This is a genomic window from Devosia albogilva, assembly GCF_042685625.1.
GTDB lineage: Bacteria > Pseudomonadota > Alphaproteobacteria > Rhizobiales > Devosiaceae > Devosia > Devosia albogilva.
Genome location: NZ_JBHUNP010000001.1, coordinates 636,076 through 661,949, shown reverse-complemented (window position 1 = coordinate 661,949; position 25,874 = coordinate 636,076). Strand labels below are relative to the sequence as shown.

The window sequence follows — 25,874 nt, the reverse complement described above, 5'->3', positions numbered from 1 at the left end:
GTGCCCTTCGCCCTGTGCCTGCGGATCGACGATGTCGCCGAACGGAACGTCGCGGAACTGTGGCGCAAGATGGCGGAAGAGAACGTCAGTCGCGACATGCTGGACCTCGGATATGCACCGCATGTCACACTGGTTGTGCTGGACGCCGCTCCCGATGCTGCGTCGCTCGCGCTGGCAAGAGCAAAGCTGAAGTCGCTCGAGTGCGTGGTGGGCGAGGCGCGCCGGTTCGACGACACGGATATCGTATGGCTGGCCGTCGATGGCGGCGAGGTCTTGTTCAGCCTGCACGGGCAGGTGGCAGAGTGCTTCCCCGAGACCTCAATCCGACAGCATTACCGGGCAGGTGCATGGACCCCGCATCTGACGATGCACACCAGTGGAGCCGGCGATCGGGTGCTGAAGTGGGTGCATGATGCCTGGTACGGGCCGCAGACGGCGCGCTTCATGGCTGCTGAGTTTGTGGAGTTCCCTCCGGTGAGGGTTCTGCTCCGCGACCACCTCAACTGAACCCAAGAAAAAAAGAAGGCCCCGCCCGAGGGGATGGGCGGGGCCTAAGGGTCAAATGCCGGAGCTTCTGACCTTGGAGGGGCGGCCTCCACCACGAAAGGCCGCCGATCGGTCGAGCGGGAGTATTCAATGCCGTTTGCCGGCGCGCAAACGCGCTTTGGGAAAAGCTGCCATGCAGATTCATGCGTGCGGGCAAAAAAAGAGGCTCCAACCGAAGTTGGAGCCTTATGATAGGGCCGAAGCCAAATCGAAAGTGAGGCCCAAGTGCAGGGAGGAGGATTGCACCGGGCCGGTGAACCTAGGCCGAGGGAGGAGGATACGGCTTCGGTTCGGTGTCGCCTCACGCGGGTCCGAGGGAGGAGGAAACGGAGCGGCGTTCCAGCGACAAGGAGAGATATAGATTTTGACCGTCTGGTCAGCAATGCGGTTGCGTACATGCCAGCCATGCGCTGCGGACAGCGACAATCTGTCAGCCGCAGCCCTCGGCGCAAAAGAAAAGGCCCTGTCGGGAGACAGGGCCTTTTAGTTGGGGGCAGAGAGCAGGAGGAGGATGCGCTCTGCCGATGGACCGATCGAGGGAGGAGATCTCAATGCAGTCCGGGTGTCGCGAGACGAGACCGAGGGAGGAGGAGGTTCGGAAACGCTGCAGCGACGAGAGGACATATGAACCCTAGCGGGCCGGTCGACAATAAGGTGTCTGACATGTCAGCCATGCGTTTCCCGCAGGTCCAGACCGGCGCGAAAAAAAGCCCCACTCGGAAGAGCGGGGCTGAAGGGAATGTAGAACCATGGGTTCCACAAGGGAGGGAACGCAGCGACGCGACAAGGGAGGAGGAAGCGCGCCGCCGAGCTGCGTGCGATATAGGGTGCATGTGACTGCTCAACAACCGGGCAGGCTGCATATTCGCCATGCACCAGCCGCATGCAGAAGCGGCAGCGGCTTCAGGCTGATAGCTGCTGCAGAGCGGCAGGCAGCTCGCCCAGATGCGCGATCCGAGCATAGCGCGGGTGGGCCGGCTCCTCGGCCTGCTCCCAAGCCCAGGTAAGTTCGTGGGGGACATAAATGGCGGCGGCGCCGGCGTCGAGGCCGGGTATGATGTCGGAGCGTAGCGAGTTGCCGACCATGGCGGTGTGCGCCGCGCCTCCGGTGTGCCGCTCGAAGATGCGCGCATAGGTGGCTGGCGACTTGTCAGAGACGATCTCGACGGCGGCGAAGTAGTCGGCGAGGCCGGAGGCGGCGAGCTTGCGCTCTTGGTCGAAGACGTCGCCTTTGGTGACGAGGATCAAGCGATAGTCCGGTTCGAGCGCGGCAAGGGCAGCGTCGACATGTGGCAGGGTCTCGATGGGATAGGTGAGGAGCTCCCGGCCTGCGGCGAGAAGCTCGGCAATCACCGAGGCGGGAACCCGGTGCTCGGTGACCTCCAGAGCAGTCTCGATCATGGACAGGGCGAAGCCCTTGCTGCCGAAGCCGTAGAAATCGAGGTTGCGCGTCACGGACGCGATCAGGCGCTGGCGCAGATCGGGTGCATCGGTGTAGCCGGCGAGCAGCGCGACGAAGCGGTCCTCGGTGATGCGGAAGAACTGTTCGTTCTGCCAGAGGGTGTCATCGGCATCGAAGGCGATGGTGGTGATGCGGGGCATGGTCTGGTGCTCCGGTGTCAGCGGGCTATCGAGAAGGACCGTGAGCCGCTGCGTATGCGGCGGCACCCCTCACCCTAGCCCTCTCCCCGGAGGGGAGAGGGGATCGCTCCGGGTGCATTGGGAGGTCGAGGTCTAGAAGCTCCACTCGCGAGCTTTGCCGACCAGGAAGTCGCGGAAGACGCCGACGCGCTTGGAGTTCTTGAGGGCAGGCGGGTAGACGAAATAGGCCTCGTAGGCCGGCAGTTCTATCTCCGGGAGCACCTGGACGAGCCCGTCTTCCTTCTCGGTGACATAGGCGGGGAGCATGGCGATGCCGATGCCGGCGCGGCAGGCCTGCATCATGCCGTAGATTGCGTTCACCTTGAGCACGGCGCGGCGGGGGCTCGAGTCGGAGCGGCCCATGCGCTCGAGGTAGTTGATGTCACCCAGATAGGACGGCACCGGCTCGCCGAAGCTGATGATGCGGTGGTTGTCGAGGTCCTCGGGTGAAGAGGGCGTCCCATGCTCCTCGATGTAGGAGTTGGAGGCATAGAAGTGGTTGTGCACCGTGAACAGCTTGCGCTGGATCATTTCCGACTGGTTGGGACGGTGCAGGCGGATGGCGACGTCGGCCTCGCGCATGGCGAGGTCGAGTTCGGCGTCGTTCAGGCGGATTTCGAGCTGGATCAGCGGGTAGAGCTTGAGGAACTCGTCAAGCCGCGAACTGAGCCAGGTGGAACCGATACCCACGGTGGTGGTGACGATCAGCGGACCGGTCGGAACGTCCTGGGACTCCGACATCTGCGTCTCGACCTGCTGCAGCTCCCAGTGCATGCGGTGCGCGGTGCGGAACAGCTGCTCGCCGACTTCGGTGAGAACCAGTCCGCGGGCGTGGCGGATGAAGAGCTTGAGCCCGAGATCGTCCTCAAGCGCCGAGATCTGGCGGGACACGGCCGACTGGCTCATACCCAATTTCTCGGCGGCATGCGTGAAGCTGCCCGACTCTGCGGCCGTGTGGAAGATCCTCAGCTTGTCCCAGTCGAGCATTTCTTGTGACGCCTTTGGTTGGGGTGTTGAGCGGTCCTACTCCGCCGCTTCTGCCAGTTCGTGTTCGGCCAGGAACCGTTCCGCCTCGAGCGCAGCCATGCAGCCCATGCCCGCAGCGGTGATCGCCTGACGATAGACGTCGTCGGTGACGTCGCCCGCGGCGAAGACGCCCGGGACGTTGGTTTCGGTGGTGCCGGGCTTCACCTGCAGGTACCCGCCGGGCTTCATGTCGAGCTTGCCGGCGAAGATCGAGGTGGAGGGGGCGTGGCCGATGGCAACGAAGACGCCGTCGATCGGCTGCTCATAGGTGCGTCCGGTGGTGACGTCGCGCAGGGTGACCGAGTTCACCGAGGGCGGCATGGGGGCACCGCCGATCTCCTCGACCTCCGTGTTCCAGCGCACTTCGATCTTGGGATTCTTGAACAGACGCTCCTGCAGGATGCGCTCGGCGCGGAACTCGTTGCGGCGGTGGACCAGGATCACCTTCTCGGCGAAATTGGTGAGGAACAGCGCTTCCTCGACCGCGGTATTGCCGCCGCCGACGACCAGCACCTGCTTGCCGCGGTAGAAGAAGCCGTCGCAGGTGGCGCAGGCGGAGACGCCAAAACCCTGGAATTTGGACTCGGAGGGCAGGCCCAGCCACTTGGCCTGGGCGCCGGTGGCGATGATGACGCTGTCGGCGGTGTAGGTGTCGCCGCTGTCGCCGGTCAGCACGAAGGGTCGACGATCGAAATCGACGGAGACGATGATGTCGTTGACGATCCGGGTGCCGACATGCTCGGCCTGCGCCTTCATCTGCTCCATGAGCCAGGGGCCCTGGATGACGTCAGCGAAACCGGGATAGTTCTCCACATCGGTGGTGATGGTCAGCTGACCGCCGGGCTGCAGGCCCTGGATCATCACCGGCTCCAGCATGGCGCGCGCCGCGTAGATGGCAGCCGTGTAGCCGGCAGGCCCGGACCCGATGATGATGACTTTCGCGTGCATCGCGACGCTCTCCGACAAAAAGGCAGAAGCTCTCCCTCTAACGCTAGTTAAGGGGCGACCACGGCTTCTTTCAAGGTAAACCCGCCAGCGAATGGCCAGCGGGCTGTGGAACAAACGGAAATGTCACACCCGGATCGGGCATTTGCCCAAAGTTTGGGCGTCAGACATACCGTATCTTGAGGATTTCGTAGCTGCGGGCACCACCGGGAGCGGCAACCTCGAACGAATCGCCGACCGCCTTGCCGATCATGGCGCGGGCAATCGGGGACGAGATGGAGATGCGGCCGGCCGAAGCGTCGGCCTCCGGGTCGCCCACGACCTGGTAGGTCTTTTCTTCCTCGGTGTCCTCGTCGAGGAACGTCACGGTAGCGCCGAACGTCACGGTATCGCTCGACAGCTTGGTGACGTCGATGATGTCGGCAAGCGCGAGAATGGTCTCGAGCTCCTTGATCCGACCTTCGTTGAGGCTCTGCTGCTCCTTGGCGGCCGAGTACTCGGCGTTCTCGGAAAGATCGCCATGAGCGCGCGCTTCGGCGATGGCGTCGATGATGCGACGGCGCTCATTGCTGGTGCGATGCTCGAATTCCTCGGTGAGGGCCTTGTGGCCCTGGACCGTCATGGGGATCTTGTCCATTCGTCTGCCCTCCCAGGGCCGGCAAAATACATAGCATCTCCTCGCCAAACACGTTCGGCATCAGCGTCACGGCAAGTTTTTGGGGGAGATTGCGCGCAGGTTGCCCGCCAGACGCGTTTCGGTCAAGCGGGGTCTGCCACTAAGATGGCCCTGTCCACATGGCTATTCAAGTGTTTGGCGCGGGCGGAGATGTTGCGAACAGCGGCGATCAGCCGATGCCGCGCTTGCGCCACATCAGGAGGATGAAGAACAGGCCGCCGACCAGGCCAGTGATCACGCCGAGGGGGATGTCCTGCGGTGGGATGACGGTGCGTGCCGCCATGTCGGCCAGCACCAGGAAGATGGCGCCGACCAGTGCCGAAAGGGGCAGCACGCGACGGTAGTCGCCGCCCACGAGCATGCGCACCAGATGCGGGATCATCAGGCCGACGAAGGAGATGATGCCGGAAAAGGCCACGGCGGCGCCGGTTAGCAGGGCACAGGCGACGAACACGGCCAGGCGGAAGCGGTTTGCCGGCAGGCCGAGCGTGGTGGCTGACTCATCACCCAGCGTCATGGCGTTGAGGTTGCGGGCGTTGAACATCAGGTAGGCGCCGCAAATGGCCAGCGCCAGCAGCGGGTAAGGGAGCTGGGCCCACTGGGCGAGGCCAAGTCCCCCGAGCATCCAGAAGATGACGGTGTGGGCAGCGCGCGGATCCCCGAGAAAGATGCCGAGGCTGCCGAGGGAGGTGATGATGAAGGACGCCGCGACCCCGGTCAGCACCAGCCGGCTGGCATTGGTGGCGTTGGTAACGGTGGCGACGCCGACGACGACCGCCGTGGTCAACAGGGCACCGGCGAAGGCGAAGATCGGCACGGTGACGAGCCCGAGGAACATGCCGGTGTGCAGCAGCACGATGATGGCACCAAGGGCGGCACCGGAGGAGATGCCGAGCAGATGCGGGTCGGCCAACTGGTTGCGGGTAACGGACTGCAGGGCCGCGCCCACCAGGGCAAGGCTGGCACCGACAATGGCACCCAGCACCACCCGCGGCAGCCGCACTTCCCACACGATGTTGTCGCGGCCGGACGACCAGGTGACCTCGACACTGCCTGGCCACAGGTGAGCGGCCACCACTTTCCAGACCTCCCCAAACGGAATGGAAACCGCGCCCACGCCGACTCCGGCCGTCATCGCCCCGGCGAGCACGAGCAGCAGGATCAGGTGCAACAAAGGCAGGTGGTGGAGGACCGCGTGGCGCGGTCCGGTGGCACGGTGTTTGTGGGACATGCAGCGAAGCCCGCCCTCGGTATCAGGAGGGAAAGAAGGCGGCGGCGAGACGCTTGATCGCCTCGATGTTGCGCGGCCCCGGGGTTGCCTCGGTATATTCGAGCACGACGAAGCGGTTGTTCACCACGGCGGGGATGTCCTTGAAGGCCGGGATTTCCTTCATGAAGGCGATCTTTTGCTCGGCGGTGACGTCACCATAGTCGACGATCACCACCACCTCCGGATTGCGGTCGATCACCGGCTCCCAGCCGACTTCCACCCAGCTCGAGGCGACGTCCTCCATGATGTTGACGCCGCCGGCGGCTTCGATGAGGGCATTGGGGATGGCGTAGCGGCCGGCGGTGAATGGCTTGTCCTCGCCGGAATCGTAGACGAACACACGCGGGGCGGCTTCGGCGGTGGGCAGGGTGGCGGTGAAGGCGGCCAGTTCCGCCTTGTAGGCTTCGACCAGTGCCTGGGCGCGGTCCTCGACCCCGAAGATGCGGCCGAGGTTGAGCAGGTCGTTGTAGACGTCGTCCATGGAGGCTTCGGCCTTGTCCATGACGTGAGTGCAGCTTTCGGTCAGCTCGTAGACGGCAATGCCGAACTCGCCGAGCGTGTCGGGGGTGACCTCGCCGCCGACATTCATGCCGTAGTTCCAGCCGGCGAAGTAGAAGTCGGCGTCGGCGCCGAGGAGCACTTCCTTGGTCGGGTAGCTGGGGGAAAGCTGTGGCAGGCCGGCTGCCTGTTCGCGCAGTGTTGGATCAAGAGCGGTCCAGTCCGAGACGCCGGTATAGCCGACCATGTGATCGCCGAGCCCCAGCGCCAGCATCATTTCGGTGAGGTTGATGTCGTTGGAGACGGCGCGGGTCGGGACGGTGTCGAAGGTGACTTCGCGGTTGCAGCTCTGGACGGTCACGGGATGGGCCAGCGCGGCGGCGCTGGTGGCAGCGAGAAGGGTGGAGGCGATGAGGGCGGACAGAGGACGCATGCGAATATCCTAGGCGTTGCGGTCGAGGTGGAAGGAGAAGCGGGGGCGACCTGTCGCTGGGTGGCTGTCGATGGCGACACCGACGGCGAAGGTCTGGCGGATGATGGCCGGCGTCAGCACTTCGAGCGGCCGGCCCAGTTGCACCTGCCGGCCGTGCTCAAGGACCAGGACGCGATCGGCATGGGAGGAGGCCAGCGCCAGGTCGTGGAGGGAGACAACCACCGTCGTCGGCAAACGGGCCAACAGATCCAGCACTTCCAACTGGTGGCGAATGTCGAGGTGGTTGGTGGGTTCGTCGAGGATCAGCAGGTCCGGCTTCTGCACAAGAGCCCGGGCGATCATCACCCGCTGTTTTTCGCCACCGGACAGGGAGGCGAAGTCCCGCGCGGCGAAGCCGGTGAGGCCCATCAGCGCCAGGGCGTCGCCCAGCCGCTGATCGTGCATCGCGCCCAAGCGTCCCTGATGCGGGGTGTAACCGAGTTCGATGATCTCGGCGACGGTAAGGCCGAAATCGGACGCTGGCTCCTGCAGTACCGCGGCGACGCGACGGGCCAGTGCCCGCGGACGCATCGACTGGATGTCCTCGCCGTCAAGGCGCACGACGCCTGTACTCGGGCGATGGAAGCGGTAGAGGGTACGCAGGAGGCTCGACTTGCCGGCCCCGTTCGGACCGACGACAGCCAGCATCTCGCCCGGCTCCAGCACGAAGCTGATACCGGACAGGATCGGTGGGCCGCCGCGGGGGCCCCAGCCGAGGCCATCGACCGTCAGGCGTGCCGGGCTAGCACCGACGAGTTGCCGCGCCAGTTCCAAAGCGAACCTCCGCCAATGGGCAGGAGGATGCGGAAGAACCGGTCAGGCCAAATGCTGCGATGTGATCGTTGCGCGCCATCGTCGTTCCCCTCGGCACACCCCGGCCGGGTTGAAAGGATCGTCGGCGGCAGGTCTCCTGGCTTGCGGGTCCTCGCGCCTTCGAACCTTCCCAGCCCGGTGGCCAGTGGCTTCTCGAAGGAACTATCCGCTCACAGTTGCGGGGGCAGCCACGGCATTGCGCCCTGATGGGTACGTCGCACCGTGTTCCCTTTTAATCTCCGTTGGCTGGTGGCCGCCGAAGAACCTACGACGGGGTGCATAAGGCCTGCCGCTCCAAGGCTTGTCAATGCCGGCCAGGCTCCGGGGTGGACGCAACAAAAAGGGCGCGCCCCTCCAAGTGGGCGCGCCCTCATTGCTGCAAAGACGATGTCAGGCGGCGGTCAGGTTGTCGGCGGCGGACTTGCCGGTCCGCTTGTCCTTGACGATCTCGTAGTTGACCTTCTGGCCCTCATCGAGACCGTTGAGGCCCGAGCGCTGCACAGCCGAGATGTGAACGAACACGTCCGCCCCACCCTCGTCGGGCTGGATGAATCCATAGCCCTTTTGACCGTTAAACCACTTGACGGTACCTGTTGCCATAATGCGCGTTCCCTCGTGCAAATCGCTGCTGGTGGCAGTGGAGGCCAGTCGGCCTCCAACTAGAGTGTATCGAAATGTCGGAGATTGACGTCAGCAGGCGCGAATGGTGTTCGCATAATCAGATCGGTCGGCCGCAATATTCGATGCCGATCAACCTAGCGTGAAAAAAGCAGCCGTTCAATACGGGTTAATGCAAGCAACTTCGCCGCGAAAACATGTAATTTTCGCGGAAAGGAAACAAACATCGACAAGCACTTGCGCTCTACCAGTTACGGGTGAGCGCGGTTCGGGCGGTGAAATCCCCGCGGAGGCAATGGCAGTCCGACGGCAAAATCGCACTGCTGACGGCGAGCATAGACGATTTCCAGGCCATGCAAATGGGGCGCGCTGTGACGTGATGCAGTTCGCGCAAGTTTCCCCTTGCAAATGATCGGCCGCCGCGCAACATCGCGCGCCGCCGGAACCCGCCGGTAACCCTCAGAGATCAATCCAGTTGAACAAGGCGTTCCACTATTCGTCCGGCGATAGCATCGCTGACAGACGGGCGGAGTATGCGCGCATGCTCGCCGAAAACGGTGAACCGGCTGCAGCCGCCGAACTTATGGCGCAGACGATGGACACGGTGCCGGAGTGGGCTGCCGGCTGGGAATTGCTGGGGAGCTTCCACGAAAAGGCGGGCGACATTGCCGGAGCGATCGCTGCATGGCGGCGGCTCGAAGCACTGGACGACGAGGGCGTGTTCGGGGCGGTGCTGAAGCTCGCGGCGCACGGGGCCGAGCCGGCTTCGGGCGGCACGGCGGTGAGCTATGTCGAGGCGCTGTTCGACCAGTATGCGCCGAAGTTCGAGAACTCGCTGGTGGAACGGCTCGGTTACCGGGTGCCGGAGCTGCTGGACGAACTGGTGTCGCGGCGGATGCGCGAACTCGGCATCGAACGCTTCAGCAAGGCGATCGATCTGGGCTGCGGCACGGGGTTGATGGGGGAGCGGCTGCGGGCGCGGGTCGACCTGCTCGAGGGCATCGATATCTCGGCGGCGATGATTGCCGAAACGGCGCGCAAAGGCGTCTATGACCGGCTGGAAAAGGCGGAACTGGTGGCGGCGCTGAATGCCCGCCGTGCCGACGCGGACCTGATCACGGCCGCCGACGTGCTGATCTATTGCGGGGCGCTCGAGCCGGTGCTGTCGGCGCTGGTACCGGCACTGCAGCCCGGAGGGCTGGTGGCCTTTTCGCTCGAGGCGCATGACGGAGAAGAGGCGGTGTTCCTGAGGCCTTCCCTGCGCTATGCCCATGAGGCCACCGCCACGCGGGCGGTGCTGCTGGCAGCGGGGCTCGAGGTGCTGGATTTCGAGAGCGCAGTGCTGCGCTTCGATCGAGGCGCGCCGATCACCGGCCTGCTGGTGGTGGCCAGGCGCCCGCCGATTACCGGACACGCCGCTAACGATCACGAGACCGGAGGCGATGTCGCGGCATAAGGCGCTGGTCAAACGGGCAGAGGCTTGCGACAAGCAGGCACGCTGACCGGACCCCAGACATGACTGCCAACACCATCCGTTTCGACTTCCGCTCCGACACCGTCACCCGGCCGACGGAGGCCATGCGCGCCGCGATGGCTGCCGCCGAGGTGGGCGACGACGTGTTCGGGGACGATCCCACCGTCAACCTGCTGGAGCAGCGCCTGGCGGCGATGACCGGCAAGGAGGCGGCGATCTTCGTGCCGTCCGGTACGCAGTCGAACCTGCTGGCGCTGATGAGCCATTGCGGCCGCGGCGACGAGTTCATCGCCGGCCAGAACGCCCATTGCTATAAGTTCGAGGGTGGCGGCGCCGCGGTGCTGGGTTCGATCCAGCCGCAGCCGATCGAGCACCGGGCCGACGGGACGCTGGACCCTGCGGCGATCGAAGCCGCGATCAAGGCGGGTGACAATCATTTCGCGACGACCCGGGTGATCGCGCTCGAGAACACCTATGGCGGGCGCGTGCTGCCGGTCGCCTGGATGGCGGAAGTGGCGGAGATCGCCCGCCGGCATGGGCTGGGCTTCCATCTCGATGGGGCCCGGGCGTTCAATGCCTGCGTCAAGCTCGGCATGGACATCAGGGACTTCGTCATGCCGTTCGATACGGTGTCGATCTGCCTGTCCAAGGGTCTGGGGGCGCCGGTTGGATCGGTACTGGCCGGGCGCGCCGACCTGATCGAGACGGCGCGGCGCAATCGCAAGATGCTGGGTGGCGGCATGCGCCAGGCGGGGATCCTCGCGGCCGGAGGGCTCTATGCTCTGGAGCACAATGTGGCGCGGCTGGCCGAGGATCACCGGCGTGCGCGGGCGCTGGCGGAAGGACTGGCGCGGCATGACGGCCTCAGGGTGACGATGCCCGACACCAATATCCTCTGGGTGGACATGGATCGCGAACTCGGCGAGCGGCTGACTCCCTATCTGGCGGAGCATGGCGTAGGGATTACCGGCCGCTATGGCCAGCAGCGCTGGGTGACGCATCTCGATGTGGATGACGCCGCGGTGGAGGGTGCGCTGGCGGCCGTGGACGCATTCTTCCGCAACAATTAGCGGCAACGGCAAGACTTTGTTGAGCCTGCGCGGCAAGCCACTGTTCAGGATCGTGGGCTAGGGTCCGCCTGGGGAACCAGGAGGATCGCCATGGGCGGACGCCGCCAGATGAGCCTGCGCGTGCTCACCGACACGGCCGAAATCGACGCGATCGCCGAGGACTGGCGGGCGCTCGAAACCGCGTGTTCCGATCGGCTCACCTATTTCCAGACGCATGACTGGTGCCGGAGCTGGATCGGCACGTTCTGCCAGGATGGCGGGCCGCGACCCCATATCCGCACGATCTGGAAGGACGAGCGGCTGGTAGCGGTCTGGCCACTGATGATCGTTGATGGCGCCGGGATTCGCCGGCTGGAAACGCTGGGCGAGCCGCATACGCAATATTGCAACCTGCTGCTTGCCGATGGCGAGCGGGCGGCTGAGGCGGTGTCCTTGCTGCTCGGGAGCGGCTTCGGTGACGGCTGTGACGTGGCGGTGCTGCGGCCGGTGCCCTCGACGTCACCACTGGCGCCGAGCGTGGCGCACCTGCCGCCGATCGCCGGCTACAGCAATGAATCCTCGATGCTGGACCTGTCGCGCTTCGAGAGCTCGGAGGCCTACTGGGCAGGTCTCGGCAAGCTGCAGAAACGCAACCGCAATCGACGTCGCAACCAGTTGGCGCGGCTGGGAGAGTTGAGCTTCAGCGTGGTTTGGCCCGATGACGCCGAGTTCCCCGAACTGGTCGACACCGCCGTGGCGATGAAACGGCGCTGGTTGCTCGAAACGAAGCGGCTCAGCGCCGGCTTCGCGATGAACGGATATGAAGACTTCCTGAACGGGTTAGGCGGTGACCGCGAGGCGCTGAGTGGCGCATGTGTATCGGTGCTGCGCGCCGGTGAACGGATTGTGGCCGTGGAGATCGGCTTCATCCACCACCGGCACTACTACGCCTATATCGGTGGCTTCGACTGGGCGCTGAAGGAACTGTCCCCGGGCAAGGTGCAGATGGAGATGACCGTCGGCTGGCTGATCGACAACGGCGTCGAGGCCTATGACCTCTTGCCCAACCCGGCGGAGTACAAGGCCAGTTGGAGCAATGAGAGCGTCGCCATGGCCGGTCACGCGCTGCCGCTGACCTGGAAGGGGCGGTTCTATGCCGGGTCCTGGTTGCCGACGTTGCGCCCGGCACTGAAGCGACTGTGGGCGCGCGTGCCGGCGATGGCGCAGGCGGCGCTCGGCTTCGGGCGTGGGGCGCTTTGCCTGCTGCTCTATGTCTGAGACGCGCAAGGGCGCCTTGGCTGCGGCGTTGACTGTGCTGGTCCGCGCGGGGAGTGCGGCGCTGACCTTCGGGCTGCAGATCCTGCTGGCCCGCCTCATGCCGCTCGAGGATTATGGCGGCTATGTCGCGGTGTGGACGTGGATGCTGGCGCTTGGCAGCTTTGCCGCGCTCGGCTTTGCGGAATCGAGCATCCGCTTTCTGCCGCGATACCAGTTGCTCGGGCGTGGCAGCGCCATCCACGGATACTGGCGGCTGGCGCTGCGGGCGATCGGCGCCGCGGCGGTGCCGCTGGTGCTGGGAGCGGTGCTGCTTGCCTGGTTGCTGGGGTTCGATACGGCCGGCGGGATGACGGTGCTGCTGATCGGACTCGGGCTGCCGCTGCTGGCGGCGGAGTACTTCTTTGAAGGGGTAGGGCGCAGTTTCGGCTGGTTCGGGCTGGCAACGGTGCCCGTCTATCTGGTGCGGCCGCTGCTGATCGGCGGGCTGTGTGTTGGACTGGCCTGGTTCGGGGTGGAACTGACTCTGCCGGTGGTCGGGGCGGTGCTGCTGGTGGCGATGGCGCTGGTGACTGCTGGCGTGGGCACGGTGCTGGTGATGCGGCTGCGGGGTTTCGGGCGAGACGGCGCTGTGGGTCGGCGGCAGCGACGGGTGTGGGTGGCAGCCGCGCTGCCGCTGCTGCTGGTGTCGGGTCTCGAAGACCTGACCAGCTATGCGGACCTGCTGGTGCTGAGCTTGATGCTGCCGGCGGAAACGCTGGGGCCGTATTTTGCGGCCGCCCGGACCCTGGCTCTGGCGGGTTTTGTCAGCTATGCGGCGACGCTGGTGGCAGGGCGGCGCTTTGCCCTTGACCTCGCCGGACGTGACCGGGCGGAATTGCAGCGCAGCGTTTCCCGCTCGACCGGCGCCACGCTGTGGGCGACGGTGGTCGCAGTGGTGGTCGCGTGGGCGGCAGGACCGCTGTTGTTGCGGCTGTTCGGGCCGGAGTTCACCGGTGCGCAGGGGGTGCTGCTGTTGCTCGGGGTCGGGATGATTGCAAAGGCGGCGAGCGGGCAGGCGGCGGAACTGCTGGTGGTGGCAGGCCGGCAGCGCGAGGCGATGAGCTTGGGTGCGGTGGTGCTCGGTGTGCAACTGGGCCTCTGCGTGGCGCTGGTGCCGCTTTGGGGCGTCGCCGGCGCGGCCGCCGGCATGGCCTTGGGCATGGCGGTGCGCAGTGCGCTGCTTGGCTGGCTGGTGTGGCGGCTGGAGCGGATCAGGGTGTGGTCGGCGGCGGTGCCGCGGTTGCGGGCCGCCTAACCGGACGCTTGCTGCCTTGGCGCCGGCGAAATCGAGGTGCAGGATGGGGCCAGCGAGAGGAGGCCCCCATGTGCCGCAACATCAAGCCCCTGTTAAATTTCGAGCCGCCGGCCACGCGCAACGAGGTGCACGAGGCGGCGCTGCAGTTCGTGCGCAAGGTGTCCGGCTTCACCGCGCCTTCGAAGGTAAACGAAGCGGCGTTTCATGAGGCGGTGGAGGATATCGAAGGGGTGCTGCGCAAGCTGCTGAACTCGCTCGAGACGAATGCTCCGCCAAAGGACCGGGAAGTGGTCGCCGCCAAGGCGCGGGAGAAGGCCAGACTGCGCTACGGGACGGCCTGATATCGCATAGCCACCCGGTCGACGGCATCGGGGCGGCGACCTCGTCCTTCGACAGGCTCAGGATGAGGTCTAGGAGGATTTTGCTCCCTGAAGCGCGCCAAGAACCTTGCGCAGGGACTGTTCGATCTGGCCGCCGCAGTAGCTGTCGCCGTAGCGTTCCCGGGTTTGCTGGGCGAGTTCGGCAAGGGCAGGGTGCGTCTGCAGGCGGCGGGTCAAAGCGGCGGTGCGGGGAGCAGTTTCGTCCAGTAGGCGGGCGATGGTGGGGAAGCGGTCGGTCATGGTCGACCAGAGCGTGCTGGTGACGATGTCGGCGACGCCCGGTTCGCTGGTGCCGAGGAGATGGCCGCTGTCAGCGTCGACGCCGTTGCGGGTGGCGGTGGCTTCGAAGATCAGCATCCAGCGCTGGAGGCGGGGCACGAAGTCCTGCCATTTCTCCGCCGTCCACATCTGGCGGCCGCCATCGAGGGTGAGTTCGTCGATGACGTCGTTGGCGTCGTTGACGACCTTGGCGGTGAAGGCGCGTTGCTGCGGATCATCGGGGATCAGGCCGAGTGTATCGCCGAGGTAGAGCGCGATGGCCGGCATCTGCGAGACGGCAAAGCCGGTGCGGGTGTCGACCAGCACTGGCGGACCCATGAAGGGGGCGGGCTGCTCGGCGGCGTCCTGCTCCATCAGCGTGGCGATCTCGCCGGAGTCATGCTCGGTCCAGCTCTTGCCGGCGAAGGCGAGTATGGCGCGGATGAACTGGCCGCGGAAGGGCAAGGGCCAGTAGTAGAGGTCGTAGTCTGCCATGGCGGGCTCCTTTCGCGGTGGAAAGGAGCGGGAGCACCGGCCGGTTCCGGTAGCCCCCTCATCCGCCCCTTCGGGGCACCTTCTCCCGCGCGGGGAGAAGGAGGAGATCGACGTAAGCGACCGGCTATTCCTCGGGCTCGGTGGTGAAGAGCAGGGGGTAGCCGTGTTCGCGGGCGAAATCGGTGGCGCGTTTCGACTTCTCTTCGGCGACTTCGCGGGTGAAGACGGCGACGACGCAGGCGCCCTTGGTGTGGGCGGTGAGCATGATCACCTGGGCCTGCGCTTCGGGCACGCGGAATTCGGCCTTGAGCAGACGAACGACGAATTCGCGCGGGGTGAAGTCGTCGTTGACGAGAATGACCTTGTGCAGCGGCGGGCGCGCGGTGCGCGTAACGGTGCTGGTGCGCGGCCGGGTGTGGGTGTCAGCCATGATCCGGTTCCGTGGGTGGGGGTGAGCCCAGCATAGCACGATGTTGGCCGGAACGCGCGAGGGGCAGCCACGTTGAGCGGTGGGTCCTTCTGGGAAGCGTCAATGCTGAACCTACTCATCGTCCTGGTCATCGTCGCCATAATCGCAGGTGCGCTCGGGTTTACCGAGCTATCGCGCGGCGCGGCGACGGCGGCCAAGATCGTGTTCGCGATCATGCTGATCGGCATCGTGCTGTTGCTGATCCTGGCGGCCATGGGCCTCGCGATCCTGTTCTGAACCAACAAAATCTTCTTGCGGAGCTTGAAACATGGCGGACGTGCCGACCATCACTCTCAACGACGGCAACACCATTCCCCAGCTGGGTTTCGGCGTGTGGCAGGTGCCCAATGACGAAGTCACCGAGCCGGTGGTGACCGCGATCAAGACCGGGTACCGCTCGATCGACACCGCCCAGGGCTATGACAACGAGGAAGGCGTGGGCAAGGCGATCCGCGAGGCCGGCGTGCCGCGCGAACAGCTGTTCATCACCTCCAAGCTGCGCACCAAGGACCAGGGCTACGACAACGCCCTGCGTTCGCTCGATGGCACGCTGCAGCGGCTCGGGCTCGACTATCTCGACATGTTCCTGATCCACTGGCCGGTGCCGGAGCACGATCGGTATTCGGACACGTGGCGGGCGTTCATCCAGGCGCAGAAGGATGGCAAGATCCGTTCGATCGGTGTGTCGAACTTCCTGCCGGAGTATCTGGATCGCATCATCAACGACCACGGCGTGAAGCCGGCGGTGAACCAGATCGAACTGCACCCGTACTACCAGCAGCGCGACGTGCGGGACGTGCATGACCGGCTGGGGATCAGGATCGAGTCCTACAGTCCGCTCGGGAGCGGTGCGGTGCTCAAGGACGAGACCATCGGCGAGATCGCCGAGAAGCATGGCAAGGAGCCGGCGCAGATCATGATCCGCTGGCACCTGCAGCAGGGCTTTATCGTCATTCCGAAGTCCACGCATGCGGAGCGCATCCGGAGCAATTTCGACGTGTTCGGCTTCGAACTCGACCAGGACGACATGGACAAGATCGCCAAGCTCGACCGGCCGGACGGCAAAGAGGGCTCCGACCCGGCGACCAACAACACGCTGTTCTAGAAACGCAGCTTGAAGCCTTCGTGCGAGGCTTCGAAGCCCAGTCGCTCATAGAAGCGGTGGGCATCGGTGTGGACCTTGCCAGATGTCAGCTGAATGATGCTGCAGCCGGCCTCACGGGACTGCCCGATCGCCCACTGCATCATCGCGGTGCCAATACCGGTGCTGCGATGATTGGGGCTGACGAAGACGCTCTCGAACTGGGCGCGCCTGGCGCCGAAATGGCTGAGGCCGGGCAGATAGCTGATCTGCACGGTGCCGACGACGACACCATCCTGCTCGGCCACGATCAGCCGGCGCGCAGGATCCGCCGCGATCTCGTCGAAGGCGGCGCGATACCGCGGATCATCGAGCGTGGCCGGGTCGAGCGGCGGCGTGTCGGGTCGCACATGACCTTCATGCATGAGTCGGACGATGGCAGCGATGTCTGCGGGTACGGCGTCGCGGAAGGCGAGAGGGCTCATCGATTGTGGCGGGGGCTGAGGAAGCGGGCGAGGGCGAGGGTGAGGAGTGCCAGCACTGCAGGGCCGATCGCCAGCAGCGAGCCCACGGCGGCGAGGGCGCCGGTGCCAGCCCACATGATCGAAGACAGCGCCTCACACAGGGTTGCCGCCCGCGAGGCCACCTGACGGCGCCGGAACATCGAGCGGCGTTGCGGCATGCGGAACCATAGCTGGATAGCGGTGGAGGCCGAGGCGGCAGCAGCGGCACAGACGGCAGCAGCAAGTGCCGCGGGCCAGGCCGAAAGAGCCAGCAGCAAGAGCAGCGGGGTCATCACGGCGCCGACGGCGATCAGCACCGCCTCGACCTTGGCCCTGAGGATGGTGGCGGGGGTGAGAGGTGCGGTGGTGACGAGGTCATGCGCGTCCTCGCCGGAGATGGCGAGCCAGGCAAGGCCCCCGGCGAGCTGACCGGCGGCCATGACCAGAACCGGGACGACGATGATGAGCGCGCTATTGCCCTCGCCGAAATTGATCCAGAGCAGCAGGGCCGGCGGGATGAGGTAAAGCAACTGCATCAGCGTCTGCGACACCAGCCAAGGGTCGCGCAGAAGCAGGCGCCATTCCTTGCGGCGCAGAGCCTGACGCTGTGAGCCGGCGGGGAAGGCGCGGCGGGCGGGGGCGCGGCGGTTGTGCACATGACTGAGGCCGGTGGTGGAGAGGGCAAGGCGGCCGTAGCTTGCCGCGGAGAAGCCGATGGCAGCAGCAAGGCAGGCGGCGCCGACGAGAAGCAGCAGCAAGAGGGAGGGCCAGTCACCCATGACGGCGCGAGCGGGCAGCCAGACCCAACTCGATGCCTCCGGGACGGCGGCGAGAACCTGTGGCGCCTCGAACAGGGTGAAGCGCGAATAGCTGCCATAATAGAGGATGCCGGCGCCCTGAATGAGGATGACGAAGCCGGCACCGACCACGGCAGCGACGATCTGGGCGATCAGCCGGGTCATGCGGGGACCGATCAGGCGGAACAGCAGCACGGTGATGGCGAGGGCGAGCGCGGTGGCCAAGGCGCCCATGGCGGCAACGACGCCATAGCCGGCGAGCCAGCGCGGACCCTCGAACACGGCCAGAACGTTGATCAGCGGCATGGCGAGCAGGCCGGAGAGGGCGCTGACCGAAAGCCAGACGCCACCGGTGCGCACGGCAAAGAGACGTCGCGACGAGGCCGGGGAGGCAAGGATCAGATCGAGATCAGAGCGGGCATAGTAGACCCGGGTGACCGCTTCGATGGCCTGCGAGAGCATGACGGTGAAGATGGTGAAGCCGGCACCGCTGACCACGAGCAGGGTGACCTTGTCGAAAACGATCCCGGCGCGCAGCCAGGGAAGAGCCAGCCCGTAGGCCAGCAAGTGCAGGACGACCGCAGCAATGGCGAGGCCGATCACGAGACCGATGCGGCGGCGGCGGCGACCGCCGGTCATCATCGCGAGCCAATCGCGCCAGGCGAGGCGAAGTTCGTGGCGGGCGAACCAGAGCGTGGTGGCGGGAGTTGCGCTCATGCGGCGGCGCCGGTGGCGACGAGTTCGAGGAAGATGTCCTCGAGGCTGGTCTCGCGACCGGTGCGGGCGCGGAGTTCAGCGAGGGTGCCCTCGGCAAGAAGCCGCCCATGAGCGATGACGCCGATGCGCTCGGCCATGCGCTCGGCGACCTCAAGGATGTGGGTGGTCATGATGACGGTGACGCCCTGGCGGACCTTGTCGCGCAGCACGTCCTTGACTTGGCGGGCGGAGCCGGCGTCGAGACCCGTCAGTGGCTCGTCGAGGATGATGAGCTTCGGGTCATGGACGAGGGCGCCGGCCAGGGCGACCTTCTGCAGCATGCCTTTGCTGAAGCCGCCGCAGAGTTCGTCTCTGTGCGGTTCGAGGCCGAGCCAGTGGAGGAGTTCGCGGGCGCGGCTGGCTGCCACGGCGGGGTCCATCTGCCAGAGGCCGGCGACGAATTCGAGATATTCGAGTGGGGTGAGGCGGTCATAGACCATGGGCTCGTCGGAGACCCAGGCGACGAGCCGCTTGGCAGCAACGGGGTCACGGCGCGCGTCGATGCCGAAGATGTGGATGCTGCCGGAGTCTGGCGGCAGGAGGCCGGCGACCATGCGCAGGATGGTGGTCTTGCCGGCGCCGTTGGGGCCGAGCAGGGCGTAGAACTCGCCGGCGCTGACGGTCAGATCGATGCCGTTGACTACGGGGCGGTCGAAGCGCTTGTGCAGACCGGCGACAGCGAGCGCAGGGGCGGACATGGTGGGCCTCCGAAGGTGCGGGAGGCTAGCGCAGCCCGGGTTTCGGGGCGGTGAACGGGAGCGATGGCATTGGCCGCAGCGGCGTTCACGGAACCGCGAGATCGGCCGGATCGTTGTTATGGCAAGTCAACAAGGAGGCCGAAAATGGCACCCAATGATCGTGAAACCTTTATCGTCGATCGCGGTAGCGGCGGCGCCGGCGGCGTGATCGTCGGCATCATCGTGGCGCTGGCGCTGATCGGTATCGCTTATCTGGTGTTCTTCAACGATGCCGGTGGCGGCAGCGGCACGGTGGATGTCGACGTGCCGGCCGTGAGCGTCGACGTGGTGCCGGACGGGCAGTGAGACAGGCCGGTTTGGATGAGTGAAGGGCGCCCGGTGGGCGCCCTTCATCGTTTATGACGCTTGCAGGCTCAACCGGCATCTCAGGATGGATCCCGGCTCAAGGCCGGGATGACATCGAGAGTGCGGATGCGCCAGTGCTCCTCAGTCTGCTAGAGGGCAATGCGGTAGAGGCCGAAGCCGTCGGCGTTGGTTTCGCCGGTGGGTTCGATGGAGACGGCAGTGACGTCGGCGACGTGTTCGGCGGCTTTGGGGCCGGTGGCGAACAGGACGGTGGTGTCACCGATCGGGGCGAGCGACCAGTTGCTGTCGGCCTTGGGGTTGATGGTGCCGTTCTCGACGATGAAGCGGACGATCAGGTCGCGGTTGGTGTCCGGGCCGATGAAGACGATCTTGTCCGCTCCGATGCCCGGGAAGCTGCCGCCGCCGCCGGCGCGGTAGTTGTTGGTGGCGACGATGAACTCCTGCTCCGGGTCGATCGGGGCGCCATCGTACTGAAGGTCGACGATGCGGTTGGCGTCGGGGTTGATCTCCTCCTTGCCGTCGCTGGAGTATCTGGACGGCTGGGTGACGTCGATCTTGTAGGTGACGCCGTCGATGACGTCGAAGTTGTAGGACGGGAACTCGGTGTTGATAAGTTCGGCGTCGGTTGAGCCCGGTTCGACCTGATTGAAGATCCCGGCCGAGCGCTCGAGCCAGTTCTTGACGTCGGCGCCGGTGATTTTCACCGCCTGGATGGTGTTCGGGTAGAGGTAGAGGTCGGCGACGTTCTTGATGGCGACCGGGCCGACGGGGACGTCGGTGTAGTAGTCCGGGCCACCGCGGCCGCCGGCCTTGAACGGGGCAGCGGCGGAAAGGATCGGCAGCCCCTCCCACTCGGTGCCCTTCATCATCTGCTCGATGTACCAGGTCTGGGCTTGCGAGACGATCTGAACGGAGGGATCGTCGGCGACGAGGGCGAAGTAGGAATGGAGCGGCGCGGCGGTCTCGCCGACAGCGCGGCGGACGTAATCCAGCGTTTCCTGGTGCTCGGCCTCGGCGGCAGCGGCGACTTCTTCCTCGTCTTCGACCAGCGGCTGCACCTCGCCATCGACGCGCTCTGAGATCGGGCGGGCTTCGGCAGTGTGGGAGACCACGGTCCACTTGCCGTCGGCATCCTGCTCGAGGAGGAGGTCGATCAGGCCCATATGCGAGCCCCAGAAGCCAGGCATGACGGCCGGCTTGCCGGCGAGGGTGCCGGCCTCGACGTCGACGCCTTCGATGCCTTCATAGTCGGGGCCGGGGAAGACCAGGTGCTGGTGGCCGGTGAGCACAACGTCGATACCCTCGACGCCGGCAAGCTGGAGCGAGGCGTTTTCGGCGCCGGTGCCCTGGTCGGCGGCGATGCCGGAGTGAGAGAGGGCGATGATGATATCGGCGCCTTCCTCCTTCATCTTCGGCACGTAGGCCTGGGCGGTCTCCACGATGTCGCGGGTGTTGACCTTGCCGGTGAGGTGGGTGGCGTCCCAGGTCATGATCTGGGGCGGCAGGAAGCCGATGAGGCCGATCCGGATCGGCCGAGCCGTGCCGGAGCCGTCGGTCAGTTCCTTGTCGATGATCAGGTATGGCGCGATGTAGGTGTCGTCCGACAGCGGATCGGCGGCGAGTTCGCCGCGCACGAGATTGGCGGAGACGAAGGGGAATTCGGCGCCTTCGATCGCCTTGTCCAGGTATTCGAGGCCGTAGTTGAACTCGTGGTTGCCAAGGGTCGCGGCGTCGTAGCCGAGGGTGTTCATCGCCTTGATGATGGGGTGGACGTTGTCGTCGAGTCCCTTCTCGTAGGCGATGTAGTCGCCCATCGGGTTGCCCTGGATGATGTCGCCATTGTCGAGCAGGATGGAGTTGCCGGCTTCAGCGCGGATCGACTCGATGATCGAGGCGGTGCGGGCAAGGCCCATCGTGTCGTTGGGCGCGTCGGCATAATAGTCATAGGCGAAGACGGCGACGTGGAGATCGGTGGTCTCCATGATGCGCAGATGCGCCTGATTGGCCTGGGCGAGGACGGCGTAGGGGTGCATGGCGACCATGGCGCCGACGCTGGCCGAACCGGCGAGGAACGTGCGCCGGCTGATAGAGGGCAGGAAATTCATGTGGACGTCTCCCTGAGATGGTCTTGTTCAAACCAGATGGGCGGGAGCGCCGCGCCCCCGCACCAGAGCGGACCCGAAGGTCCGGAGGCCCATTTGGGGCCGGTGTGCTCATGCCGTCGTCGGGTGACGTTGGGATGACGACGTGGAGGTGAGGCTAGTGCAGATTTGACCGGTTGGTCAATTTATGACAGCGCCCGTCAAACGCGGAAGGAACCACGGGCGGGGCGGCGGGCTTCTAGAGGCGCGGGGACTTCGGAGGGCTAGATCATGAAGTGGCGCGGGCGCCGACAGAGTTCCAACATTCAGGACCGGCGCGGAGCCGGCGGCGGCGGGTTCCGCGGCGGCTTCGGCGGCAGTCCTTTCGGACGTAGTGGCGGAGGGCTACGCATCCCCATGGGTGGACGCACCAGCCGCGGCGGCATGGGCGGCATCCTCGGCATCGTGGTGGTGCTGGGGCTGATCTGGCTGCTGACCGGCACCAACCCCATCGACATGCTGACGGGCGGATCGAGTTCGACCAGCAGCGTGAGTTCGTCCAGCTACCGGCCGGCCAATGGCAGCGCCGACGAGTTGCGGGAGTTCGTCGGCGTGGTGATCCAGGAAACCGAGGACCTGTGGAACGCCGAGTTCGCCGAGATCGGCGAGGACTATCCGGAGCCGACGGTGGTGCTGTTCACCGGGCAGACCGACAGCGGTTGCGGCGCGGCGGATGCCAGCACGGGGCCGTTCTACTGCCCGGTGGACGAGCAGGTCTATATCGACCTCGGCTTCTACGACATGCTGCGCGACCAGTTCGGTGCGCCAGGCGATTTCGCGCAGGCCTATGTGCTGGCGCATGAAGTCGGCCACCATGTGCAGAACCTCACCGGCGTGCTGGGCGACTTCAACCAGCGCCGGCAGAGCATGAGCCAGGAGGAGGCAAATGCCTGGTCGGTGCGGGTGGAACTGCAGGCCGATTGCTATGCGGGCATCTGGGCGGCCTATGCCGGTCAGGAAGACCTGCTGGAGAACGGCGATATCGAAGAAGCGATCAACGCGGCCATCCAGATCGGCGACGATACGCTGCAGCGCCGGTCGCAGGGTTTCGTGGTGCCGAAGACTTTCAATCACGGTACGTCGGAGCAGCGGAAGACCTGGTTCGAACGCGGCTACCGCGGTGGCGATCCGGGGGTGTGCGACACCTTTTCGGGGAGCGTTTGAGTTGGCGATGCGCTAAGCCCTCGGTGAAATTCGTTCGCCGGAGCCGCTGTGAGCATACCCAAGATCATCCATTTCACCTGGAAGACCAAGACGCTCACCAAATTCGCCCAGCGAACCTGGGACGAGTGGGCGCGCACGCATCCGGATTGGGAACTCAAGCTCTGGGACGATGCGGATATCCGGGCGCTGGTGGCGGAACACTATCCGGAACACCTCGCGGTGTTCGATGGATATGGCTCGGGGATCTTCCGGGCCGACGCCTGGCGCTTTTTCGTGCTGCACCATGAAGGCGGCATCTATGCCGACCTCGACATGCTGCCCAAAGGGAAGATCGATCGGCTTTGTGCCGAGACCGCCTGCTTCGTCGGTGCGGAGCCGGAGATTCATGTCGAGGAGAATGACGGACGCTATCGCGGCATGCCATTCGTGCTTTGCAACGCGTTCATGGGATCGGTGCCGGGGCATGTGTTCTGGCAGCGCTGCATCGACGCTCTGGCGCGATGTTCGGCAACAAGCGATGTCGTCGACGCAACGGGGCCGCGTTTCGTGAATGGGGTCGCGCTTTGTGCGCCGCGGGAGGAGCGGCCGGATGTCCTGCTGCCCAACCTGTGGAGCCCGCTATCGGGTTGGGGCACGCCTTCCCCTACTTCAGATGCCTATGCCGAGGCCCTGGAGCAGCAGTTTCGAATCATCGGGCGCGGTGAGCCGGCGCTGGTGTCGCATCTGTGGCGCAATTCGTGGTTCATGCCGGTCTATTACAAGGGGCCGCAATTCTGGCGCTTGCCCAACCAGATACAGTGGTGGTGGCGCGGCAGGCGGAACAAGGCCCTGGCAAGCACCGAATTCAGTAGGCCCGAACGGAGCTATGACAGGCAACTGCAGGTGGCGCCGTTCGACTGGCCGGAGCTGTTTGTGGCTGTGGATCTTGCTGCGGGCGCAGAGGAGATCGCTGCAGTTCTCGTGCAGTCGAGCTATCCGAAAAGCAAGATCTCGATCGGACTGTTCGGCGGCGCGCCCGATCTGGTCGGTACTATGAGCACCGCCCTGGCCGAGGCTGGATTGGGATTTGAGGTTTATCCGGCCGAAGCCGAAGCTGCCCGGCGGCGCAACGCCATGCTGGACGCCGCGCGGGGGCGGGACTGTGTCCTGCTCGACGGGCGGCTGCAGAGTATGCCGGAGGGAACACTGGAGGCTCTGGTGACGGCCGGGCGGCCGGTGATGACACTTGAGGTGGTTGGCGCCGACGGCGAGGATCGCAACGAAGCGACGATGCTCTACAACAAGGACATCTTCAAATCGCTGTATCGTTCGGGCGGGCGCGAGGGCGACATGCAGGTTGCTGCGGGCAGCACGGCGAAGCCTTTGAGAGATTTCCGCTATCTCAATGTTGCGCCAGTGACGATCGTGGGAGCCGATGTGCTGCTGGTCCGCAACGAGGTGATCGCTGCCGGCGTTCGGTTTCCGGAGGAGGCGTACAAGGCACACCGTGGCTCTCGGGCATTCGCGCTTGCGGTACGCGATGCCGGCTTCGAGGTTGCGGCGCTGCCGAACCGAACCGTGGTCACCAGCCGCTGAAGCGGCCCCTGAAGGGTGAAGAGGTGGGGGAGCGGCGCCCGCGGGTGGTGGCTACCCATCGAGGGAGCATGTGATGGCTGTCGAGATCGTCGAGATGCGGTTCGAGGATGATGGGGTTTTCCCCAATAGCCGGCTGCCGCTGCTGCTTTATCGCGGAGTGGCGGAAGGGGAGGGGCCGGAAGCGCTGGAACGGCTGTTCGACGGAAACGGCTGGCCGCCACAGTGGCGGGATACGATCTTCACCTTCCATCACTACCACTCGAAGAGCCATGAGTGCCTGGGCGTTGCCAAGGGACATGCGACGCTGCGGTTCGGCGGGCCCGAGGGGGAAGAGGTCCGAGTGGAGGCCGGGGATGTGGTGGTGATCCCGGCTGGCGTGGCGCACCAGCGCGTGGTGGCGAGCACCGACTTCATGGTGGTGGCCGCCTATCCGCCGGGACAGGAGGATTACGACACGCTGCGCGGACAGCCGCAGGACCGACCGAAGGCGGACGAGAACATAGCCAAGTTGCCGTTGCCGGAGAGTGACCCGGTGCTGCGCAAGGGCGGTCTGCTGGAGCTGTGGCGCTAGAGGCCGAAGAGGTGGCGGGCGACCATGGTGGTGGCCCAGCCGGCAAAGAGCATGGCGAGGCCCGGATAGCGGAGCGACACCAGGCCGGCGACGATCAGCGCCAGCTTGATGTCCCAGCCTTCGGTGAAGAAGGCGGGTGCCCATAGCGTGGTGAGCACGGCCGCGGGAACGGCGTTGAGGGCCGCCTGCATCCGCGGCGGGATGGTGTTCATCCGGGTGATGAGGATGTAGCCGCCGATGCGCGTCAGGTAAGTCGCGACGGCGGCAGACAGGATCAGCAGCAACATGGCCGTGTCGGTCATCAGTGCTCCTCCGCCAGTACTGCGGGAGCGGCAGGCAGGGGCAGGAGCGTGGCCACCAGGATGCCAACGGCGGCGCCGATGCTGACGTGCCAGGGGGAGCCGACGAAATAGTAGGCGAGCATGGAGCCGACCATGCTGGCGACAACCACGGGGTAGAAGCCGGATCGCTTGCGGAAGCCGACGACGAGGCCGAGGAAGTAGATCGGCAGGAGCACGTCGATGGCGAAGGTCTGCGGGTCACCGAGCAGGCCGCCGAACCAGGCGCCGAGGATGCTGAAGCCGACCCATTGGGCAAACATGATGGCGCCGAAGGTGAAGTACCAGGTCGGGCTGGTCGACAGGCCCGCCTCGTGGCGGCGGGCGAGGTCGGCGTATTGCGGGTCGGTGAGAAGAAAGAAGGCGAGGAGCCGCTGAGGCAGGCTGTAGCGGCCAAAGATCGGGGCCACGGCGGCGGAATAGAGGATGTGGCGGAAGTTGACCGCCAGAACCGACAGGACGATCAGCCAGCCGGGGACGTGGCTGCCGAAAAGTTCTATGCCTACCAACTGGCTAGCACCGGCGAAGACGGTGGCGCTCATCAACCCGGCTTCGAAGACGGTCAGGCCGTTTTCCACCGCGATCGCGCCGAAAAGCACGGCGAACGGCGCCGCGGAGACGGCAACGACGAGGCCGCTGCGGATGCCGGCGAGGATGTCGCTGCGGTTCATGCCACGGCTTT

At 65.5% G+C, this 25,874-nt stretch carries 28 protein-coding genes and 1 riboswitch; of the genes, 12 read left to right on the top strand and 16 right to left on the bottom strand.

All coding sequences use genetic code 11. The annotated features are described in order from the left end of the window. Positions 1-507 carry a 2'-5' RNA ligase family protein gene (locus ACFSX5_RS03350; RefSeq protein WP_386831763.1) on the top strand — a complete coding sequence of 169 codons (507 nt, stop codon included), beginning with the start codon at positions 1-3 and terminating at the stop codon, positions 505-507. Positions 508-1,449: 942 nt separating this feature from the next. Here the strand turns inward: ACFSX5_RS03350 and ACFSX5_RS03345 are convergent. From ACFSX5_RS03345 to ACFSX5_RS03310, 8 genes are all read right to left on the bottom strand, one after another. Continuing rightward, on the bottom strand, positions 1,450-2,148 hold the full coding sequence (locus ACFSX5_RS03345; RefSeq protein ID WP_386831761.1) for an HAD family hydrolase: 699 nt from the start codon (positions 2,146-2,148) through the stop codon (positions 1,450-1,452). 132 nt (positions 2,149-2,280) lie between these two features. Beyond that, positions 2,281-3,174 carry a LysR family transcriptional regulator gene (locus ACFSX5_RS03340; protein ID WP_386831759.1) on the bottom strand — a complete coding sequence of 298 codons (894 nt, stop codon included), beginning with the start codon at positions 3,172-3,174 and terminating at the stop codon, positions 2,281-2,283. 36 nt (positions 3,175-3,210) lie between these two features. Continuing rightward, complete coding sequence (gene trxB, locus ACFSX5_RS03335; RefSeq protein ID WP_386831757.1) at positions 3,211-4,161, bottom strand: thioredoxin-disulfide reductase; 951 nt, start codon at positions 4,159-4,161, stop codon at positions 3,211-3,213. A gap of 160 nt (positions 4,162-4,321) precedes the next feature. Further along, positions 4,322-4,795, bottom strand: coding sequence for a transcription elongation factor GreA (greA, locus tag ACFSX5_RS03330; protein ID WP_386831755.1), 474 nt, complete (start codon positions 4,793-4,795; stop codon positions 4,322-4,324). Between the two features lie 208 nt (positions 4,796-5,003). Further along, complete coding sequence (locus ACFSX5_RS03325; RefSeq protein ID WP_386831753.1) at positions 5,004-6,065, bottom strand: FecCD family ABC transporter permease; 1,062 nt, start codon at positions 6,063-6,065, stop codon at positions 5,004-5,006. A 22-nt stretch (positions 6,066-6,087) separates the two neighbouring features. Then, positions 6,088-7,035, bottom strand: a complete 948-nt coding sequence (locus ACFSX5_RS03320; protein WP_386831751.1) for an ABC transporter substrate-binding protein — start codon at positions 7,033-7,035, stop codon at positions 6,088-6,090. A gap of 9 nt (positions 7,036-7,044) precedes the next feature. Beyond that, the gene (locus ACFSX5_RS03315; protein WP_386831749.1) at positions 7,045-7,848 is read right to left on the bottom strand and encodes an ABC transporter ATP-binding protein; all 804 of its coding nucleotides are present in this window, start codon (positions 7,846-7,848) and stop codon (positions 7,045-7,047) included. A 109-nt stretch (positions 7,849-7,957) separates the two neighbouring features. After that, a riboswitch (cobalamin riboswitch) is annotated at positions 7,958-8,171 on the bottom strand. 106 nt (positions 8,172-8,277) lie between these two features. Beyond that, positions 8,278-8,487 carry a cold-shock protein gene (locus ACFSX5_RS03310; protein WP_332691596.1) on the bottom strand — a complete coding sequence of 70 codons (210 nt, stop codon included), beginning with the start codon at positions 8,485-8,487 and terminating at the stop codon, positions 8,278-8,280. Between the two features lie 559 nt (positions 8,488-9,046). Here ACFSX5_RS03310 and ACFSX5_RS03305 point away from each other — a divergent pair. The 5 genes from ACFSX5_RS03305 (at position 9,047) to ACFSX5_RS03285 (ending at position 13,941) form a co-directional block, all read left to right on the top strand. Beyond that, positions 9,047-9,961, top strand: coding sequence for a class I SAM-dependent DNA methyltransferase (locus ACFSX5_RS03305; RefSeq protein WP_386831747.1), 915 nt, complete (start codon positions 9,047-9,049; stop codon positions 9,959-9,961). Between the two features lie 59 nt (positions 9,962-10,020). Then, positions 10,021-11,049, top strand: coding sequence for a low-specificity L-threonine aldolase (gene ltaE, locus ACFSX5_RS03300; RefSeq protein WP_386831745.1), 1,029 nt, complete (start codon positions 10,021-10,023; stop codon positions 11,047-11,049). A gap of 90 nt (positions 11,050-11,139) precedes the next feature. Further along, positions 11,140-12,306, top strand: coding sequence for a GNAT family N-acetyltransferase (locus tag ACFSX5_RS03295; protein WP_386831743.1), 1,167 nt, complete (start codon positions 11,140-11,142; stop codon positions 12,304-12,306). Beyond that, positions 12,299-13,600: a lipopolysaccharide biosynthesis protein gene (locus tag ACFSX5_RS03290; protein WP_386831742.1), complete on the top strand. Its 1,302-nt coding sequence runs from the start codon at positions 12,299-12,301 to the stop codon at positions 13,598-13,600. The genes ACFSX5_RS03295 and ACFSX5_RS03290 overlap by 8 nt, the downstream gene beginning before the upstream one ends. 68 nt (positions 13,601-13,668) lie before the next feature. Beyond that, positions 13,669-13,941, top strand: coding sequence for a DUF2277 domain-containing protein (locus ACFSX5_RS03285; RefSeq protein WP_386831740.1), 273 nt, complete (start codon positions 13,669-13,671; stop codon positions 13,939-13,941). 69 nt (positions 13,942-14,010) lie between these two features. Here ACFSX5_RS03285 and ACFSX5_RS03280 read toward each other — a convergent pair whose 3' ends face one another. Together ACFSX5_RS03280 and clpS are read right to left on the bottom strand one after the other, a co-directional pair. Beyond that, positions 14,011-14,733, bottom strand: coding sequence for a glutathione S-transferase (locus tag ACFSX5_RS03280; RefSeq protein ID WP_386831738.1), 723 nt, complete (start codon positions 14,731-14,733; stop codon positions 14,011-14,013). A 124-nt stretch (positions 14,734-14,857) separates the two neighbouring features. After that, positions 14,858-15,163: an ATP-dependent Clp protease adapter ClpS gene (gene clpS / locus ACFSX5_RS03275; RefSeq protein WP_386831736.1), complete on the bottom strand. Its 306-nt coding sequence runs from the start codon at positions 15,161-15,163 to the stop codon at positions 14,858-14,860. Positions 15,164-15,265: 102 nt separating this feature from the next. Here clpS and ACFSX5_RS03270 point away from each other — a divergent pair, with 102 nt between their 5' ends. Together ACFSX5_RS03270 and ACFSX5_RS03265 are read left to right on the top strand one after the other, a co-directional pair. Continuing rightward, positions 15,266-15,439 carry a DUF1328 family protein gene (locus ACFSX5_RS03270; protein WP_386831734.1) on the top strand — a complete coding sequence of 58 codons (174 nt, stop codon included), beginning with the start codon at positions 15,266-15,268 and terminating at the stop codon, positions 15,437-15,439. A gap of 31 nt (positions 15,440-15,470) precedes the next feature. After that, a complete protein-coding gene (locus tag ACFSX5_RS03265; RefSeq protein WP_386831732.1) occupies positions 15,471-16,307 on the top strand; it encodes an aldo/keto reductase in 837 nt (278 codons plus the stop codon). On the opposite strand, the gene ACFSX5_RS03260 is transcribed toward ACFSX5_RS03265, so the two are convergent. From ACFSX5_RS03260 to ACFSX5_RS03250, 3 genes are read right to left on the bottom strand one after another with little or no spacing between them, the layout of a single operon-like run. Continuing rightward, a complete protein-coding gene (locus tag ACFSX5_RS03260; protein WP_386831730.1) occupies positions 16,304-16,768 on the bottom strand; it encodes a GNAT family N-acetyltransferase in 465 nt (154 codons plus the stop codon). The genes ACFSX5_RS03265 and ACFSX5_RS03260 overlap by 4 nt on opposite strands. After that, the gene (locus ACFSX5_RS03255; RefSeq protein WP_386831728.1) at positions 16,765-18,300 is read right to left on the bottom strand and encodes a permease; all 1,536 of its coding nucleotides are present in this window, start codon (positions 18,298-18,300) and stop codon (positions 16,765-16,767) included. The genes ACFSX5_RS03260 and ACFSX5_RS03255 overlap by 4 nt, the downstream gene beginning before the upstream one ends. Then, positions 18,297-19,037 (bottom strand): ABC transporter ATP-binding protein, encoded by a 741-nt coding sequence (locus ACFSX5_RS03250; protein ID WP_386831726.1) that lies wholly within the window; start codon positions 19,035-19,037, stop codon positions 18,297-18,299. Before ACFSX5_RS03250 ends, ACFSX5_RS03255 begins: the two co-directional genes overlap by 4 nt. A gap of 144 nt (positions 19,038-19,181) precedes the next feature. Between ACFSX5_RS03250 and ACFSX5_RS03245 the strand changes: the two genes are divergently transcribed. Continuing rightward, the gene (locus tag ACFSX5_RS03245; RefSeq protein WP_386831724.1) at positions 19,182-19,382 is read left to right on the top strand and encodes a hypothetical protein; all 201 of its coding nucleotides are present in this window, start codon (positions 19,182-19,184) and stop codon (positions 19,380-19,382) included. Between the two features lie 149 nt (positions 19,383-19,531). Here ACFSX5_RS03245 and ACFSX5_RS03240 read toward each other — a convergent pair whose 3' ends face one another. Further along, entirely contained in the window at positions 19,532-21,508 is a 1,977-nt protein-coding gene (locus tag ACFSX5_RS03240; protein ID WP_386831722.1) for a bifunctional 2',3'-cyclic-nucleotide 2'-phosphodiesterase/3'-nucleotidase, read from the bottom strand. Between the two features lie 267 nt (positions 21,509-21,775). Here ACFSX5_RS03240 and ypfJ point away from each other — a divergent pair, with 267 nt between their 5' ends. From ypfJ to ACFSX5_RS03225, 3 genes are all read left to right on the top strand, one after another. After that, on the top strand, positions 21,776-22,708 hold the full coding sequence (gene ypfJ, locus ACFSX5_RS03235; protein ID WP_386831720.1) for a KPN_02809 family neutral zinc metallopeptidase: 933 nt from the start codon (positions 21,776-21,778) through the stop codon (positions 22,706-22,708). 48 nt (positions 22,709-22,756) lie between these two features. Further along, positions 22,757-24,283: a glycosyltransferase family 32 protein gene (locus tag ACFSX5_RS03230; protein ID WP_386831719.1), complete on the top strand. Its 1,527-nt coding sequence runs from the start codon at positions 22,757-22,759 to the stop codon at positions 24,281-24,283. Between the two features lie 73 nt (positions 24,284-24,356). Then, the gene (locus ACFSX5_RS03225) at positions 24,357-24,854 is read left to right on the top strand and encodes a cupin domain-containing protein (RefSeq protein WP_386831717.1); all 498 of its coding nucleotides are present in this window, start codon (positions 24,357-24,359) and stop codon (positions 24,852-24,854) included. Here the strand turns inward: ACFSX5_RS03225 and ACFSX5_RS03220 are convergent. Continuing rightward, on the bottom strand, positions 24,851-25,156 hold the full coding sequence (locus tag ACFSX5_RS03220; RefSeq protein WP_386831715.1) for an AzlD family protein: 306 nt from the start codon (positions 25,154-25,156) through the stop codon (positions 24,851-24,853). The two genes, ACFSX5_RS03225 and ACFSX5_RS03220, sit on opposite strands and share 4 nt — an antisense overlap. Then, positions 25,156-25,863, bottom strand: coding sequence for an AzlC family ABC transporter permease (locus tag ACFSX5_RS03215; RefSeq protein ID WP_386831713.1), 708 nt, complete (start codon positions 25,861-25,863; stop codon positions 25,156-25,158). The genes ACFSX5_RS03220 and ACFSX5_RS03215 overlap by 1 nt, the downstream gene beginning before the upstream one ends. Positions 25,864-25,874: the final 11 nt, after the last annotated feature.